The organism is Modestobacter italicus (assembly GCF_019799965.1).
Classification (GTDB): domain Bacteria; phylum Actinomycetota; class Actinomycetes; order Mycobacteriales; family Geodermatophilaceae; genus Modestobacter; species Modestobacter italicus_A.
The window spans coordinates 196,381-211,810 of sequence record NZ_JABGCJ010000002.1; the positions used below are offsets into that span (position 1 = coordinate 196,381).

Annotated in this window: 17 protein-coding genes and 1 tRNA gene; 7 read left to right on the top strand and 11 right to left on the bottom strand. The window is 74.7% G+C overall.

Annotation, left to right across the window (positions count from 1 at the left end; all coding sequences use genetic code 11):
• Positions 1–119: 119 nt before the first annotated feature.
• On the top strand, positions 120–950 hold the full coding sequence (locus tag HLA93_RS04985; RefSeq protein WP_222193188.1) for an SGNH/GDSL hydrolase family protein: 831 nt from the start codon (positions 120–122) through the stop codon (positions 948–950).
• A 77-nt stretch (positions 951–1,027) separates the two neighbouring features.
• The gene (locus tag HLA93_RS04990) at positions 1,028–1,723 is read left to right on the top strand and encodes a hypothetical protein (RefSeq protein ID WP_222193189.1); all 696 of its coding nucleotides are present in this window, start codon (positions 1,028–1,030) and stop codon (positions 1,721–1,723) included.
• Positions 1,724–1,834: 111 nt separating this feature from the next.
• On the opposite strand, the gene HLA93_RS04995 is transcribed toward HLA93_RS04990, so the two are convergent.
• The 3 genes from HLA93_RS04995 to HLA93_RS05005 form a co-directional block, all read right to left on the bottom strand.
• Positions 1,835–4,219, bottom strand: coding sequence for an EAL domain-containing protein (locus tag HLA93_RS04995; RefSeq protein ID WP_308127952.1), 2,385 nt, complete (start codon positions 4,217–4,219; stop codon positions 1,835–1,837).
• A 96-nt stretch (positions 4,220–4,315) separates the two neighbouring features.
• Entirely contained in the window at positions 4,316–4,756 is a 441-nt protein-coding gene (locus HLA93_RS05000) for an STAS domain-containing protein (protein WP_222193191.1), read from the bottom strand.
• Positions 4,757–4,951: 195 nt separating this feature from the next.
• Positions 4,952–5,254, bottom strand: a complete 303-nt coding sequence (locus HLA93_RS05005; RefSeq protein ID WP_222193192.1) for a DUF427 domain-containing protein — start codon at positions 5,252–5,254, stop codon at positions 4,952–4,954.
• A 143-nt stretch (positions 5,255–5,397) separates the two neighbouring features.
• On the opposite strand from HLA93_RS05005, the gene HLA93_RS05010 reads away from it, so the two are divergent.
• Positions 5,398–6,450 (top strand): LLM class flavin-dependent oxidoreductase, encoded by a 1,053-nt coding sequence (locus HLA93_RS05010; protein ID WP_308127953.1) that lies wholly within the window; start codon positions 5,398–5,400, stop codon positions 6,448–6,450.
• 7 nt (positions 6,451–6,457) lie between these two features.
• On the opposite strand, the gene HLA93_RS05015 is transcribed toward HLA93_RS05010, so the two are convergent.
• The 3 genes from HLA93_RS05015 to HLA93_RS05025 form a co-directional block, all read right to left on the bottom strand.
• Positions 6,458–7,660 (bottom strand): S1C family serine protease, encoded by a 1,203-nt coding sequence (locus HLA93_RS05015; protein WP_222193193.1) that lies wholly within the window; start codon positions 7,658–7,660, stop codon positions 6,458–6,460.
• 71 nt (positions 7,661–7,731) lie between these two features.
• The gene (locus HLA93_RS05020) at positions 7,732–8,247 is read right to left on the bottom strand and encodes a putative immunity protein (RefSeq protein WP_222193194.1); all 516 of its coding nucleotides are present in this window, start codon (positions 8,245–8,247) and stop codon (positions 7,732–7,734) included.
• A 27-nt stretch (positions 8,248–8,274) separates the two neighbouring features.
• Positions 8,275–8,347: transfer RNA gene (locus HLA93_RS05025), tRNA-Arg, on the bottom strand.
• Between the two features lie 216 nt (positions 8,348–8,563).
• Between HLA93_RS05025 and ssb the strand changes: the two genes are divergently transcribed.
• A complete protein-coding gene (ssb, locus tag HLA93_RS05030) occupies positions 8,564–9,082 on the top strand; it encodes a single-stranded DNA-binding protein (RefSeq protein WP_222193195.1) in 519 nt (172 codons plus the stop codon).
• A 116-nt stretch (positions 9,083–9,198) separates the two neighbouring features.
• Positions 9,199–10,869: an energy-dependent translational throttle protein EttA gene (gene ettA / locus HLA93_RS05035; protein ID WP_222193196.1), complete on the top strand. Its 1,671-nt coding sequence runs from the start codon at positions 9,199–9,201 to the stop codon at positions 10,867–10,869.
• Positions 10,870–10,986: 117 nt separating this feature from the next.
• On the opposite strand, the gene HLA93_RS05040 is transcribed toward ettA, so the two are convergent.
• Positions 10,987–11,418 (bottom strand): protein-tyrosine phosphatase family protein, encoded by a 432-nt coding sequence (locus tag HLA93_RS05040; RefSeq protein ID WP_222193197.1) that lies wholly within the window; start codon positions 11,416–11,418, stop codon positions 10,987–10,989.
• A 107-nt stretch (positions 11,419–11,525) separates the two neighbouring features.
• Here HLA93_RS05040 and HLA93_RS05045 point away from each other — a divergent pair, with 107 nt between their 5' ends.
• On the top strand, positions 11,526–11,942 hold the full coding sequence (locus HLA93_RS05045) for an acyl-CoA thioesterase (RefSeq protein WP_222193198.1): 417 nt from the start codon (positions 11,526–11,528) through the stop codon (positions 11,940–11,942).
• 19 nt (positions 11,943–11,961) lie between these two features.
• Here HLA93_RS05045 and HLA93_RS05050 read toward each other — a convergent pair whose 3' ends face one another.
• The 4 genes from HLA93_RS05050 to HLA93_RS05065 are packed head-to-tail and all read right to left on the bottom strand — an operon-like array spanning position 11,962 to position 14,451.
• The gene (locus HLA93_RS05050; protein ID WP_222193199.1) at positions 11,962–12,495 is read right to left on the bottom strand and encodes an MOSC domain-containing protein; all 534 of its coding nucleotides are present in this window, start codon (positions 12,493–12,495) and stop codon (positions 11,962–11,964) included.
• Positions 12,492–13,151: an energy-coupling factor transporter transmembrane component T gene (locus tag HLA93_RS05055; protein ID WP_222193200.1), complete on the bottom strand. Its 660-nt coding sequence runs from the start codon at positions 13,149–13,151 to the stop codon at positions 12,492–12,494. The genes HLA93_RS05050 and HLA93_RS05055 overlap by 4 nt, the downstream gene beginning before the upstream one ends.
• Entirely contained in the window at positions 13,148–13,891 is a 744-nt protein-coding gene (locus HLA93_RS05060) for an energy-coupling factor ABC transporter ATP-binding protein (RefSeq protein ID WP_222193201.1), read from the bottom strand. Before HLA93_RS05060 ends, HLA93_RS05055 begins: the two co-directional genes overlap by 4 nt.
• The gene (locus HLA93_RS05065) at positions 13,888–14,451 is read right to left on the bottom strand and encodes a biotin transporter BioY (RefSeq protein WP_222193202.1); all 564 of its coding nucleotides are present in this window, start codon (positions 14,449–14,451) and stop codon (positions 13,888–13,890) included. Before HLA93_RS05065 ends, HLA93_RS05060 begins: the two co-directional genes overlap by 4 nt.
• A gap of 565 nt (positions 14,452–15,016) precedes the next feature.
• Here HLA93_RS05065 and HLA93_RS05070 point away from each other — a divergent pair.
• Positions 15,017–15,385, top strand: coding sequence for a hypothetical protein (locus HLA93_RS05070; RefSeq protein WP_222193203.1), 369 nt, complete (start codon positions 15,017–15,019; stop codon positions 15,383–15,385).
• Positions 15,386–15,430 lie beyond the last annotated feature (45 nt).

Genomic DNA, 15,430 nt, shown 5'->3' on the forward strand with positions numbered 1-15,430 from the left:
CCGGGGGAGGTGCACCTGGGGCGCTCGTGCTCTGCGTGCACCCGCGACGCAGCGCACGAGCGTCCTCCCCGGGCACCCCCAGCACGGGCCGCCCGGCGGCACGTGGTGCAGTAGGGGACGTGCAACCGGGCAGTGACCGTCGGACGTGGCAGCGCTACATCGCGCTGGGGGACAGCTTCACCGAGGGGCTCAGCGACCCCGAGCCCGACGCCCCGGACGTGTTCCGTGGTTGGGCCGACCGGCTGGCCGGGCACCTGGCCGCCGCGTCCCCGACCGGCGAGGTCGAGTACGCCAACCTCGCCATCCGCGGCCGGCTGCTCGCCCAGGTGCTCGACGAGCAGGTGCCGGTCGCGCTGGCCGCCCGGCCCGACCTGGTCAGCCTGGTCGCCGGCGGCAACGACCTGCTGCGCCCGGGCGTCGACCCCGACCGGCTGGCCGCCGACCTGGAGTCCGCCGTCGCCGCCCTCCGGGCGGCCGGCGCGGACGTGCTGCTGGCCACCGGGGTCGACCCCCGGCAGACCCCGATCATCCGGCGTACCCGCGGCCGGGTCGCGGTCTTCAACGCCCACCTGTGGTCGATCGCGGCCCGGCACGGCGCGGTCGTGCTCGACCAGTGGGGCGCCGCGTGGCTGCAGGACGCCCGGATGTGGGACCCGGGCGACCGGATCCACCTGACCGCCGAGGGCCACCGCCGGACGGCGCTCGCCGCCGCCGCCGCGCTCGGTGTGGGCGTGGACGGCGAGGACACCGGCTGGCGGACCCCGTTGGCCCCGGCTCCGCCGCGCCCGGCCCGCGAGGTCGCCGCGCAGGAGCTGGCCTGGGTGCGGGGCTTCGTGCTGCCCTGGATCGGCCGCCGGCTGCGCGGGGAGTCCTCCGGCGATGGGCGGGCCGCCAAGCGCCCCGAGGCGGTCCCATTGCGTGCCACCTTGTCGCCCGTTACCGATTTGTGACGGTCCGAGCCATCCGCTGACCGGGCGGGGTCCGAAGACGGGGTGTCGATCCACTGGCACCCACGACTGGAGATCCCATGAACAGCACGCGCGTTCCCCGCACCTTCGCCGCCGCCGCTGCCCTCACCGCGGTCGTCGGTCTCTCCGCCTGCAGCAGCACCGATGGGGACACCGCCCAGGCCGCCGACACCTCCAGCTCGAGCGCCTCCTACGGCCGCCCGGAGCCGGTGGCCACCGTGGCGGCGATCCCCGGCGGCACCACCGCGGTCGCCCTGGACACCGGCTTCACCGACGCGCTGACCCAGCTCGGCCTGACCCCGGGCACCGTCGGCGGGGCCACGCTGGACGGCGCCACCGGCACCATCACCTTCCCGCTCACCGGCGGCGAGGTCACGCTGTACGACCGGGAGAGCGGCTACCGCCCGTGGGTCCAGGGCACCCTCTTCCACGAGGGCAGCGGGCTGAGCCTGACCGCGGGTGACACCACGGTCGAGCTGACCGACTTCACGATCGACCCGGGCAAGCCGGCGCGGCTGTTCGGCAACGTGTCGGTCAACGGCGAGCTCGCCGTGCCCAGCGCCCCGCTGTTCAACCTCGACGGCAGCACGCTGAACCCGCCGACCATGGAGGCCGACGGCTCGGCCGTGCTCCAGGGGACGACGGTCAAGCTCTCCGCCGAGGCCGCCGAGCTCCTCAACTCCACCTTCGGCACCGACGCGCTCGCCGGCGAGTTCGTCATCGGCACCGCGACCATCACGGTCCAGACCTCCTGACGGAGGCCCCCGCCGCGCCCGGCACGGGCAGTCGGTGGGGGACGTGGCAGCCCGCCCGACGGGGCGGTCGCACGAGCCGACCGGCGCCTGCGCCGGTCGGCTCGTGCCGTCTCAGCTGCGGCCGACCTCGGGCAGGTCACCGGTGCGCGGCTGCCCCAGCCGCTGCTGGAAGGACTCCAGCCACGGGCGCAGGCCGGACAGGTCCGTCGGGTCGACCTCCATCGACCGCAGGTCGCCCAGCTCGGCCGCCTCGCGCGGCTCCGGGACGGCGGCCAGGTCCGGGGCGCCGTTGGCCGCCAGCAGCGCCCGCAGCTCCAGGAACTCCTTGGACGGCCGGAAGACCCCGGGGTCGAACTCGGCGCCGGGCTCGGTGACCGGCTCGTCGTCCGGCTCGTCGGCCGGCTCGACGAAGACGGCGGCGGAGACCGGCTCGTCGTCGGCCTCCTCGGCCGGCTCGACGAAGGCGGCGGCGGAGGCCGGCTCGTCGTCCGCGACCTCGGCGGGCAGCGTGAAGGCGTCCAGCTGGGGGACCGCGGCGGAGCCGACCGAGGGTGCCGGGCCCACGAGGTCCTGCTCGGCCAGCGCGTCCCCCAGGTCGAACGGCAGCCGGCCGGGGTCCTCGTCGTCCGGTCCGGTCTGCTCCGGCAGCGGACCCTGCTCCGGAGCGGTGTGCTCACCGCGCACGTCGCGCAGCCCGGTCCGCCGGTCCGCCGGTGGCGCGCCGAGGTCGGTCAGGTCCGGCGGGCCGGCCAGCTCGTCCAGCTCCCGGGCCGGCAGCGGTGCCGGCCGGCCGAACGCGTAGCCCTGGGCCATGGCGCAGCCGTGCTCGCGCAGCCAGCGAGCCTGCTCGCCGTCCTCGATGCCCTCGGCGATGACCTGCAGCCCCATGCCCTGCCCGAGCTGCAGCAGCCCCTGCACCAGCGCGGCGGTGGCCGGCTGGGCCACCACGTCGGCGACGAACGAGCGGTCGATCTTGAGCGTGTGGATCGGCAGCCGGTGCAGCGCGGTGATCGCCGAGTAGCCGGTGCCGAAGTCGTCCAGGGCCAGGGTCACCCCGGACTCGGTGACCGTGTCCACGGCGTGCAGCGTGGCGTCCGCGGCGAACAACGCGGTCGACTCGGTGATCTCCAGCTCCAGCCGCTCCGGCGCCAGCCCGGACTCGGCGAGCGCGTCGGCGACCAGCTCGCTGAAGCCGGGCTCGGCCAGGTGCCGGGCGGAGATGTTGACGTGCACGCGCAGGTCCGACGGCCAGCCGGCGGCGTCCCAGCAGGCCTGGTGCAGCACCCAGGCGCCCAGCCGTGAGGTGAGCCGGTTGTCCTCGGCTGCGGACAGGAAGGCGCCCGGCGGCAGCAGTCCGCGGGTGGGGTGCTGCCAGCGGATCAGCGCCTCGTAGCCGAGCAGGTGCTCGTCGGACAGCGCCACGATCGGTTGGTAGAACAGCCGCAGCTCGCCGGCCTCCAGCGCGTGCCGCAGGTCGGTCTCCAGCTGCAGCTGGTCGACGTAGCCCTCGCCGAGTGCGCCGTCGTGCACCTCGACCCGGCCGCGGCCGCCGCTGGCCTTGGCCCGGGCCAGCGCGCTGTGCGCCTGGCGGAGCAGCGCCTCCGGTGCCAGGTCCGAGCCGAGCGTCATGCCCACGCTGGCGGAGAGGGTGACCTCGCGGTCGTTCACGTGGAAGGGCTCGTCCAGCACGCCGAGCAGCCGGTCGGCCAGGGTGCGCAGGCCCTCGACGTCCTCGACGTCCTCGGCCAGCACCAGGAACTCGTCGGCCCCGAAGCGCACCGCGGTGTCCTCGACCCGGGTGCTCCAGCGCAGCCGGTCGGCCACCTGGCAGAGCAGCTGGTCCCCGCCCTCGTGGCCGAGGGAGTCGTTGACCGCGGTGAACCGGTCCAGGTCCAGGTGCAGCAGCCCGACCGAGGTGCCGCGACGTCCGGCGCCGGCCAGGGCGTGCTGCAGCCGCTCGGTGAGCGCCCGGCGGTTGGGCAGGCCGGTCAGCGGGTCGGTGTAGGCGCGGCGGACGAGGTCCTCCTCGACGCGCCGGCGGTCGGTCACGTCGAGCAGGGTGAGCAGCACGAACTGCGGGTCGCCGGTGCTGCGGTGCACCAGCTCCTGGGTCTGGTGCACCCAGATGCTCTCGCCGTCGGACCGCCGCAACCGACGCTCGCCGACCACCTGCAGCTGCGGGTCCAGCAGCGGGGTGCCCGGCAGGTGCTCGGCCGCGCGGTCATCCAGTGGGACGTCGTCCGGGTGCGTCAGCAGGTCCAGGTGCCGGCCGACCAGCTCACCGGAGGTGCGGCCGGTGAGCTCGCACAGGGCGGGGTTGACGACGAGCATCCGGCCGCCGGGGTCGACGACGGCCTTGGGGACGGGCGCGGAGAGGAAGAGGGCGCGGAACAGCTGGCCACGGTCGGCCAGCAGCACGTCGGCCGCGCGCAGCCGTCGCCCGGCACCGTTGGCAGGCCCGGAGGCGCCCGGCGACTCGGGGGCGGAGAGTGTCACCGGGACAGGGTGGCTCATCCAGCCCGCGCAGCCGCGCAACCCGGCCGGGTGACACGTGTTCGTGCCGTCACGTCGGGTGACAGAACGCCTCTCTGGTCACACGGTCCGTGGTGCGCCACACCCGAGGTACCGGGACCGGGGCGGTACGCCGGCCGTTCGGTCACCGGGCCGGGGCCGTGCCCCGGGCTGCGGCGGCAGCGGCACCGGGAAGGGGCGTTCCTCCGCCATGAGGCCGATCAGCCGGGTGATCGGGCGGCCGGCCCGGACCAGCCGGAGCACCCGGCCGCTCTCGGCAGCCAGCCGGTGGGCCGTCGACAGTGCCCGGAGCCCCTCGGCGTCGCAGAAGGTGACGTCCCCGGCGTCCAGCTGCCAGCGGCGGGCCGGGGTGGCGGCGAGGACGGCGACGGCGTCCAGCAGGTGGTGCGCGGACTCGCGGTCCAGCTCACCGACCACCCGCACCCGGGCGCGGGGCAGGTCGACGGTGACGACGAGCGGGGGCATCGGCAGCGAGCCGATCGACGCGGTGGAGCTGACCACGGGTCTCCTGGGAGCGGGGCGCGTCCCGTGTGCGGTGCTGGGCTCGCACGGCTGGTCACGGGTGGGCCGGCAGAGCTGTCGCTCCCGACCCGGGGCCGACCGTAACGGCCGCCGGGCGCGACACGCCAGGGTCCGGAACGGCCCGCCACGCCGCCGGATGGGCGCCCCGGCCGCCGGGGCGCCCCCATCGCCCGGTCAGGCGGCGACGGTGACCCCGGGGGAGAAGGCGACGTAGCCGGCGAAGTCCCGGCCCACCCGGTCGACCGCCGAGGGCTTGAGGTCCGGGTAGCTCCATGCGCCGTCCTCGCGGGTGCCCGCGGGGGTGACCACGTGGAAGTACTGGGCCGGGCCCTTCCACGGGCAGGTGTAGGCGGTGGGGCTCGGGGTGAGCGCGCCGTCGGTGACCGCCGACGGCGGGAAGTACCAGTTGCCCTCGATCCGGACCAGCTCATCCTCGGGGGCCTCGGCGATGACCGTTCCGTCCACGGTGGCGCGCATGTCCAGTCCTCCTGACTCACGGAGCGGCGGGTGTGCCGCCCGACACACGGAGCAACGCGGTCGGCCGCCGCCGTCATCCCGGCGGGGGACGGCGGGAACACCGCGCACCGCACGGACGCTGCGACCAGGCGAGACGACGAGAGGTGAGTGCAGTGGACAAGCGGATCGGCTTCCTGTCCTTCGGGCACTGGCAGCCCATCCCGGGGTCGCAGGTGCGGACCGGCCGGGACGCGCTCGTGCAGAGCGTCGAGCTGGCGGTGGCCGCCGAGGAGCTCGGCCTGGACGGCGCCTACGTGCGGGTGCACCACTTCGCCCGGCAGTTGGCCTCGCCCTTCCCGCTGCTGACCGCGATGGCGGTGCGCACGCACCGGATCGAGCTGGGCACCGGCGTCATCGACATGCGCTACGAGAACCCGCTGTACATGGCCGAGGAGGCCGCCGCGGCCGACCTGCTCGCCGGCGAGCGCCTCCAGCTGGGCATCAGCCGCGGCTCACCGGAGACCGCGTTGCGCGGCGCCGAGGCGTTCGGCTACGTGCCGCCGCCCGAGGCGGACGACGCCCAGCTCGCCCGGGAGAAGACGGCACTGTTCCTGGCCGCGATCAGCGGCGCCACCGTCGTCGACGCCGACCCGCGGATGACCGGTGGCGCGACCGGCCGGCTCGCCGTGCAGCCCCAGTCCCCGGGGCTGCGGCAGCGCATCTGGTGGGGGTCGGGCACCCGGCAGACCGCGGTGTGGACCGCGCAGCAGGGGATGAACCTAATGAGCTCCACGCTGCTGTCCGAGGACACCGGCGTGCCCTTCGACGAGCTGCAGGCCGAGCAGATCGCGCTGTACCGGGCCGCGTGGGCCGAGGCCGGCTGGGGCCACGAGCCGCGGGTCTCGGTCAGCCGCAGCGTCATGCCGATCACCAGCGACCTGGACCGGCAGTACTTCGGCGGCGAGCGGGGCAGCGGCGATCAGGTCGGCATCCTCGAAGGGGTGCGGGCCCGGTTCGGCAAGAGCTACGTCGGAGAGCCCGACCAGCTGGCCGAGGAGCTGGCCAAGGACGCCGCCGTCCGGGACGCCGACACCCTGCTGCTGACGGTGCCCAACATGCTGGGCGTGGAGTACAACGCCCACCTGCTGGAGACGGTCGCCCGGCACGTCGCGCCGGCCATCGGCTGGGTGCCCGCGGGGGAGCGCGCCGCGGGCTGACCGGCGGTCAGTCGGCCGGGCCGGTGGCCAGGACGACGGTTGCGGTCTGCGCGCTGCCGTCGATGTCGGTCCAGGCCAGGGACACCGAGTCGCCCGGGTCGAGGTCGGCGAGCGCGGACGCGACGTCGTCGGCAGAGGTGATGGTGGTCCCGGCGATGGCGGTGATGACGGCGCCCACGGTCAGCCCGGCCTGGTCGGCCGGCCCGTCGGAGACGACACCGGCGACGGTGGCCCCGCCGGTGCTGTCCAGCAGCGAGACGCCGAGGAACGCCGGGTACCCCTGGTGGATCGTCTCGTCGTCCACGCCGGCCACGATCTGCTCGACGATCGACAGGGCCTCTCCGATCGGGATGGCGTAGGCCTGGCCGCCGGTGCTCGCCGCGGCGGTGTCCATGCCGACCACCTCGCCCTCGGCGTCGTAGAGCGGCCCGCCGGAGTCCCCGGCCACCACGTCGGCGGCGATCTCGATCAGCCCGGTGAGCTGCTCGGCGTTCGAGCCGCTCTCGTCGGTGGCGGTGATCGACTGGTCCAGGGCGGTCACCGTGCCCGCCGCGGCACTGGTCCCGGTCTCGCCGCCGGCGTTGCCGACCGCGGTGACCGCGTCGCCGACCGCCACGCCGTCCTCGTCGACCTCCACGGTGTCCAGGCCGGCGGCGTCGGTGAGCTGGAGGACGGCGACGTCGTCGGTCGGATCGGTGCCGACCACGGTCGCGGTGTGGCTCTCGCCGGTGCTGAGCACGGTCACCGTGATGCTGGTGGCGCCCTCGATGACGTGGTTGTTGGTCAGGATCGTGCCGTCAGAGGTGAGCACCATGCCGGTGCCCGCCGCCTCCGCGTCCTGGTGGCCGAGCACCGTGGTGATGTCCACGACGCCGACCAGCTGGTCGGCCGTGGCCTCGGTCGCGGCGGCCACCGTCGCGCCCGGTGACGAGGTGGCGCCGTAGCCGCCGAGGCTGCCTGGAGCCCAGCCGCCGCCGGTCCCGCTGCCGTGGCCCCCGCGGCCGCCGTAGACGACCAGCGGGTCAGTGCTGCCGGTGGCCTGTGAGGCGGTGGCCGTGTCGGCCGCGGCGCTGCTGCTGGCGGCGGTCTGCACGCCGAGGACGGTGCCGGTGGCCAGGCCCAGAGCACCCAGCGCGCCGATCGCCGCGATCCGGTTGCGCACGCGGTGCCGGGCAGTCGCGGGGGCCGGCGTCTCTGCTGTCTCGATCACGCGACCAGTCAAGGACGCCGACCGAGGTGCCAGCTGTGCGCTGCCGTGGAACTCCCTGGAGGCCGGGCGGCTCAGCAGTCGAAGACCGACCAGCAGAGGTCGTTGCGCCGCCGCTGGTCGTCGAGGACGAGCTCACGGACCGCCGCCGGGAGCTGGTCGCGCTGCCACCGGCACTCGGCTCGCCCGGCCGCCTCGCGCTCGGCGTCCGGCACGGCAGCCCGCGCCGCCTTGATCGCGTAGGCGGCCGCGCCCAGGTCGTGCTCGGCGACGTGGGCGACCGCCCCGGCCTGGCCGGCGGCATAGGCGGCGTGCCGGGGAGCGCCGCGCAGGTCCCGGGCGGCGCCCATCGCGTGGCCGCCGGCTGCGCGGGCCGCCATCATCGGGAGCTCACCGCGCACCCAGGCGCGGGCGGCCGCGATCGCCGCGCGCGGACGCGGGTCCTCCGGCCGGGCCGACTCGAAGAGGTGGAGCACGTGCTCGGCGCAGGCGGCCGCCCAGAGGGCGAGCAGGTGGTGGTCGGGGTCGGTGAGGGTGCCGCCCCGCCGCACCGTCACCAGCCGCGGGTCCCGGACGCTCGGGAGGATCACGGCCGGACCTCCTGTCGGCTCCGCCTGCGCGCCCGGCAGGGATCGAACCTGCGGCCAAGTGCTTAGAAGGCACCTGCTCTATCCGCTGAGCTACGGGCGCTCGTGGCCAGATCATCGCACCGGCCCGGGCCTCCCCGCCCGTGACCGGGCCCGATCGGGCGGCGCCGGTAGCGCCGCGCGCGGTCCTCCGGTGGCCGGGCGTCCACAGCCGGGCACGTCTTCCACAGTCCCGGCCGGCGCCTGTCCTGCGGTGCCCCCGGCCCAGCACGGTGGTCCCAGCCCGGCGGAGCGCCGGTCACACCACCTGAGGAGCACCGTGAACGAGACCGACCTCGTCGTCGTCGGCAACATCGTCAACTCCCCGCAGCGCACCCGGCTGCCCAGCGGGGACAGCGTCACCAACTTCCGGATGGCCTCCACCTCCCGCCGGTTCGACCGGGAGACGCAGGCCTGGACCGACCACCGCACCTTCTTCGTCGACGTCGAGTGCTGGGGCGAGCTGGGCGGCAACGTCTCCCACACGCTCAGCAAGGGCGACCCGGTCGTCGTCAAGGGCGAGATCTACACGCACGAGTGGGACAGCGACCAGGGGCGTCGCAGCCGGCCGCAGGTCCGCGCCGCCCACGTCGGGCCGGACCTGACCCGGGGCGTCGCCGACTTCCGCCGGTCGGCCCGGGCGGTCCCGCAGGCGGAGCCGTCCGGGGAGCCGGAGGACGCGCCGGTCGAGGACCCCTACGCCGCGCGGTCCACGGATTACCAGGCGGGGGAGGAGGCGTTGCACGAAGCGGACTCCGACCTCACCGATGCGCGCACCGCAGTGCCGGCGCTGACGTGAGCCTCCCCAACTGGGAGGATCGGAGCTGAGAACGCCGGGGGCGGGGCCGTGGACGCCGGGAACGGCTGCCCCGCCCTGCCCCCGCTCGCGCACCTGACGGAAGGCTCCAACCCACAGTGGCCCAGTACATCTACTCCATGGTCCGTGCCCGCAAGGCGCACGGCGACAAGGTGATCCTCGACGACGTGACGCTGGCGTTCCTGCCCGGCGCGAAGATCGGTGTCGTCGGCCCCAACGGCGCCGGCAAGTCGACCGTCCTGAAGATCATGGCCGGCATGGAGCAGGCGTCCAACGGTGACACCATGCTCGCCCCGGGCGCCACGGTCGGCATCCTGCAGCAGGAGCCCCCGCTCAACGAGGAGCTCGACGTCCGCGGCAACGTCGAGGAGGCGGTCAAGGACCTGCGCGCCGCGCTCACCCGCTTCGAGCAGGTCAGCGAGGCGATGGGCGAGCCCGACGCCGACTTCGACGCGCTGCTGGCCGAGCAGGGCGAGCTCATGGAGGTCATCGAGAACGCCGACGGCTGGGAGCTCGACAACCGCATCGAGCAGGCCATGGACGCGCTGCGCTGCCCGCCCGGGGACGCCGACGTGCGCGTGCTCTCCGGTGGTGAGCGCCGCCGCGTGGCGCTGTGCAAGCTGCTGCTCGAGGCGCCCGACCTGCTGCTGCTCGACGAGCCCACCAACCACCTGGACGCGGAGAGCGTCGCGTGGCTGGAGCAGCACCTGGAGAAGTACGCCGGCACCGTCATCGCCGTCACCCACGACCGGTACTTCCTGGACAACGTCGCCCAGTGGATCCTCGAGCTCGACCGCGGCCGGGCCTACCCCTACGAGGGCAACTACTCCACCTACCTGGAGACCAAGCAGACCCGGCTCAAGGTCGAGGGGGCCAAGGACGCCAAGCGCGCCAAGCGCCTGGCCGACGAGCTGGAGTGGGTGCGCTCCGGTGCCAAGGCCCGGCAGGCCAAGAGCAAGGCCCGGCTGGCCCGGTACGAGGAGATGGCCGCCGAGGCCGACAAGTTCCGCAAGCTCGACTTCGAGGAGATCCAGATCCCGCCGGGCCCGCGGCTGGGCAACGTGGTCATCGAGACCAAGGACCTGACCAAGGGCTTCGGCGACCGCGTGCTGATCGACGGCCTGTCGTTCACCCTGCCGCGCAACGGCATCGTCGGCGTCGTCGGCCCCAACGGCGTCGGCAAGACCACGCTGTTCAAGATGCTGGTCGACCAGGACAAGCCCGACGACGGCGAGATCAAGGTCGGCGAAACGGTGAAGATCGCCTACGTCGAGCAGAGCCGCAGCGGCATCGACCCGAACAAGAGCCTGTGGGAGGTCGTCTCCGACGGCCTGGACCACATCCAGGTCGGCAACGTGGAGATGCCCTCGCGGGCCTACGTCTCCGCCTTCGGGTTCAAGGGCCCGGACCAGCAGAAGAAGGCCGGCGTGCTCTCCGGCGGTGAGCGCAACCGGCTGAACCTGGCGCTGACCCTGAAGCAGGGCGGCAACCTGCTGCTGCTCGACGAGCCCACCAACGACCTGGACACCGAGACCCTCACCAGCCTGGAGGGCGCGCTGCTGGAGTTCCCCGGCTGCGCCGTGGTGGTCAGCCACGACCGGTGGTTCCTCGACCGGGTGGCGACGCACATCCTGGCCTACGAGGGCGACTCGAAGTGGTTCTGGTTCGAGGGCAACTTCGCCGACTACGAGAAGAACAAGGTCGAGCGGCTCGGCGCCGACGCGGCCCGGCCGCACCGCGCGACCTACCGCAAGCTGACCCGCGACTGAGGAAGGACCCCCTCGCCCCCCACGGCTCGCACGCTCGCCGCGGGCCCCTGCGAGGGGGCCGTTCCAGGACGTCACCACGGCCGGCCGGAGCACCTGCTCCGGCCGGCCGTCGGCGTCTCAGGGGTCGAAGCGCTCGACGAGCCGGCGCTGCCGGGGCGTCTCCACCGCCCGGGGCCGGTACCGCGCGCGGACGAACGCCACCGCCTTCTCCGGCGGCACGCCGTCCAGGACGGCGAGGCAGGCCAGCGCCGTCCCGGTCCGACCGGTGCCACCGGCGCAGGCCACCTCCACCCGCTCCGCGACAGACCGCTCCCACGCCACGATCAGCTCGCGGCGCAGCTCGGCGGGGTCCCGGGGCAGCCGGAAGTCCGGCCAGCGCACCCAGGCCGCGTGCCACGGGACCGGCTCCGGCCGCCGGCCCAGCAGGTACAGCCCCCGTTCGGGTTCCGGTCCGGGCGGCAGTGGCGCCCGCAGCCCACGCCCCCGCACCCGGCGCCCCGACGGCAACGTCAGCACACCAGGGGCGCCGACCGGCCACTCCTCGCCCATGCCAGGAGTCTGGAGCCCCGCGCCGGCGCCTGCCCGCGCCCGGTGCACCCGGCGTGGGGCGCCACCCGCGGTCGAGGCGCCCGAGGCCATGCGGCAGGGTGGCCGCCGTGAGGCACACCGTCGCCGTCCCGATGCGCTGGTCGGACATGGACGCCTATCAGCACATCAACAACGTGGCCTTCCTCGGCTACTTCGAGATGGCGCGGGTCGACCTGTTCTTCGACCAGCCCACCCACGACGAGAAGACCGGCCTGCGCCGGGGGATCGTCGTCGCCTCCCACGAGATCACCTACAAGCGCTCGGTCGTCTACGACGCCCAGCCACTGGAGGTGCAGATCTGGGTCTCCGGCATCCGGGCCGCCGCGTTCACCTGCCACTACGAGCTCTTCGACCACGGGCAGCTGGCCGTCACCGGCAGCACCCTGCTCGTCCCGGTCGACTTCGCGCTCAACCGGCCGCGCCGGCTCACCCCGGAGGAGAAGGTCTTCCTCGACAAGTACCTCGACGAGCCCACCCTCACCTGACCCGGGGTGAGCCGGGCCCTCAGTCGGGGAGGGGGACGATCCGGGGCACCGGGCGGTCCGCGCCGGTCGGCGCCCCGCGCTCGGCGGCCTCCTCGTCGGACACCGGACGGACGACGGCGCCCTCGGCGATCTCCGCACCGCCGAACACCGCCGCGTTGATGCCGCCGCGGCGCACCATCGCCTTCACCACGCGCGCCCCGGTCAGTCGCTCCAGGTGGGCGCAGGGCGGGCAGCGCTTCATGCCGAACAGCAGTGCATCGCCCACGGCGAACCAGGAGCCGACCAGCGCCGGCAGCTCCACCCCGGTCGTCACCAGGTTGCGGCGGGTGTCGCCCGGCGTCAGCGGCACGCCCGCCTCCGCGGCGACCGCGGCGACGTCGTCCCGGTCGATCAGCGTCAGCTGCTTCTCCAGGTCCGGGTACTGCGCCCAGGTGCCACCGCCGAGGGCGTACCGGTCGCCGTCCAGCCCCCGGCCCGCCAGCAGCCGCGCGCTGGGCACCCGCTGCATCGGCCCCGCGGCCGTCGGGGTCCGCCAGATCTCCAGCACGGTCACGATGCCTCCGGGGTGGGGGAGCGCCGTCGGCGCGGCGGGGGGACGTCGTCGGCGCCGCGGGCGTCGAGCGCCTCGCTCACGTCGTGGGCCATCTGCAGGACCTGGACCAGCAGCGGGGCGATCGTGGTCCGCAGCGCGCGCACGCCACGAGGTGACCCGCCGCGGGCCGCCTGGGCCTCGCGGATCCGGTCGGCCCGTTCCACCAGCACCGGGATGAACCGCAGCGCCATGGTGATCGCCAGGCCGACCCGGGCCGGCCGGACGCCGACCAGCCGCAGCGGCGCGCACAGCCGCTCCACCACGGCCACCATCGCGTTGACCCGGGTCGTCGCGGTCACCACCGCTGCGGCGAGCACCAGCGTCAGCAGCCGCAGCGCCACGTGCGCCCCGGTGCGCCAGTCGGTGGTGAGCGCGTGCACGACCAGCAGCGCCAGCAGCCACCACCGCACCGCCCGGGCCTGCCGGACCAGCACCGCCACCGGCAGCCGGGCCGCCAGCAGACCCACGGCCAGCACCCCGGCCAGTGCCGCGCCGGCGGCGGGGAGCGTGGGCAGGGCGAAGAGCATAACGGCGAGCGCGGCCAGGGCCAGCAGCTTGGACCCGGCCGGCAGCCGGTGGACGGCGCTGCCGCGCGGGACGTAGAGGGCGAGGGTCACCGGTCGGCCATCAGGGTGCGGTAGGCGGCCACGGCGGCAGCCGGGGCGTCGTCGCAGACCACCCGGCCCCCGTCGACCACCAGCACCCGGTCGAAGCCGTCGAGCAGGTCCAGCTGGTGGGTCACCACCACCACCTGCTGGTCCAGCCCGGCGATGAGCTCGGCGACCCGGCGGGCGTTGACCAGGTCCAGCAGCGTGGTCGGCTCGTCGAACACGATGCGGGCCGGCTGCATGACCAGCACACCGGCGATGGCCAGCAGCTGCTTCTGCCCGCCGGAGAGCAGGTGGGCGGGGTGGTCGGCGTGGCCGGCCAGCCCGTACCGGGCGAGCACCTCGGCGACCCGCACGGCGCGCTCCTGCGCCGGCACGCCCTGGTTCTCCAGCCCGTAGGCGACGTCCTCGGCGACGGTGGGGTGCACGATCTGCGCGTCCGGGTCCTGGAACACGAAGCCCACCCGACGGCGCACCGCGCGGACCTGGGTGGCGGTGTCCAGCCCGTCGACGAGCACCCGCCCCTCGCTGGGCACGACCAGCCCGTTGAGCAGCCGGGCGAAGGTGCTCTTGCCCGACCCGTTGGCCCCGATCACGCCGACCCGGCGCTCGGTCAGGGTGAGGTCGATCCCCTCGAGCACCACCCGGTCGCCGTACCGGTGGCCGACCGCGTGCAGCTCGACGCCGCGGCCGGGATCGGCCACGTCGGTACCGGTGGCGGCGACGGCACCGGGACGACGGAACCTCACCGGGCGCCGGCGGCCCGTCGCGGACGCTCGATCACCGGGTAGCTGCGCCGCACGACGTCGGCGATGGCCGCGGCAGCGAAGGCCTTGACCAGGTCGCCGGGGACGAAGACGGCGGCGCCGCTCCAGAACGCGGTGTCCCACGGCAGGCCGGCGACGACCTTGAGCACCGGCACACCGACCGCGTAGACGACCACGATGCCGCCCAGCACGTTGGCGAGCATGCCGATCGCGACGTTGTAGCGATCCCAGGTGCGCTCGGTCAGCCAGCCGATGACGGCGGCGGCGACCGGCCAGCTGTAGAGGTAACCGGCCGATGCGCCGGCGAACGGCGCCAGGCCGCCGGCACCGCTGGCCAGCAGCGGCAGCCCGATCGCCACCAGGACCAGGAACAGCAGGACGGCGAGGAAGCCACGGCGGGCGCCCAGCACGCTGCCGGCCAGCATGACGCCGAGGGTCTGCGCGGTGATCGGGACCGGGCCCACGTTGATCGCGGGCAGCGTGCCCAGCACCGCGATGATGGCGGCGAAGAGGGCCGTGTAGGCCAGGTCACGGGTCTTCACGTCGTCTCCTCCACGCAGCGCGGGCCGGCGAGCGCGCGTTCCGGGCGGAAGGTACCCGAGCGTGGCCCGGTAGCCGCCGCCCGGGCGCTCGCCCGACGGTCGCCGGCGACGGCGCGCGCGTGGTCATCGGACGTCGGGGGAGCGCATTAGGCGGCTCCCGGGCCGATCGCACTGGGTCGCTGCCCGCTCACCTGCAGGTACGTCGGCCGGTTTGCCGGGCTCCCGGGAGGCGTGTTGTCTGGGGTCCTGAGCCCCTCGGCGAAGGCGGAACAAGGGCATGGCAACCGGGTGGTGGGCATCGCTGTGGTCGTGGACGCGACCCCTGCCGCAGCCCACCTCACCGGAACCGGTGCAGCAGCCGGACCGGGCGCCGGACGACGGCTCCCGGCCCGCCCTGCCGCCCGAGGCCGGTGCCCCGCCCACCGACGAGCAGGGGGCTCGGCACCGGGCCGAGGCGGTCCCGCCGCCCCACGGCCCCGCGGCCGTCCCGACGTCCGGTCCACCCACTGATCCGGAGCGCAGCACCCCGCTGCGTCCCGTCCCGACAACGACAGGAGCCCCACCCGTGGCACAGCTCGACAACGTCATCGCCGACCTGCTCGCGATCGAGGGCGCCAACGGCGCCGCGATCGTCGACATCGACAGCGGCATGGCCCTCGCGACCGGCGGTGCGCCCGGCTTCGACCTCAACGTCGCGGCCGCCGGCAACTCCAACGTGGTCCGCGCCAAGCTGCGCACGATCTCCGACCTGGAGCTCAAGGACGAGATCGAGGACGTCCTGATCACGCTGGCCGGCCAGTACCACCTCATCAACGTGCTCAAGGGGCAGGGCAACGCGGGTCTGTTCATCTACCTGGTGCTCGACCGGACGACGGCGAACCTGGCACTGGCCCGGCACAAGCTGCGCGCGGTCGCCGGCAACGTCAGCGTCTGACCGACGTCGACGGCCACCGCCACCCGCGAGGTGGCGGTGGCCGTG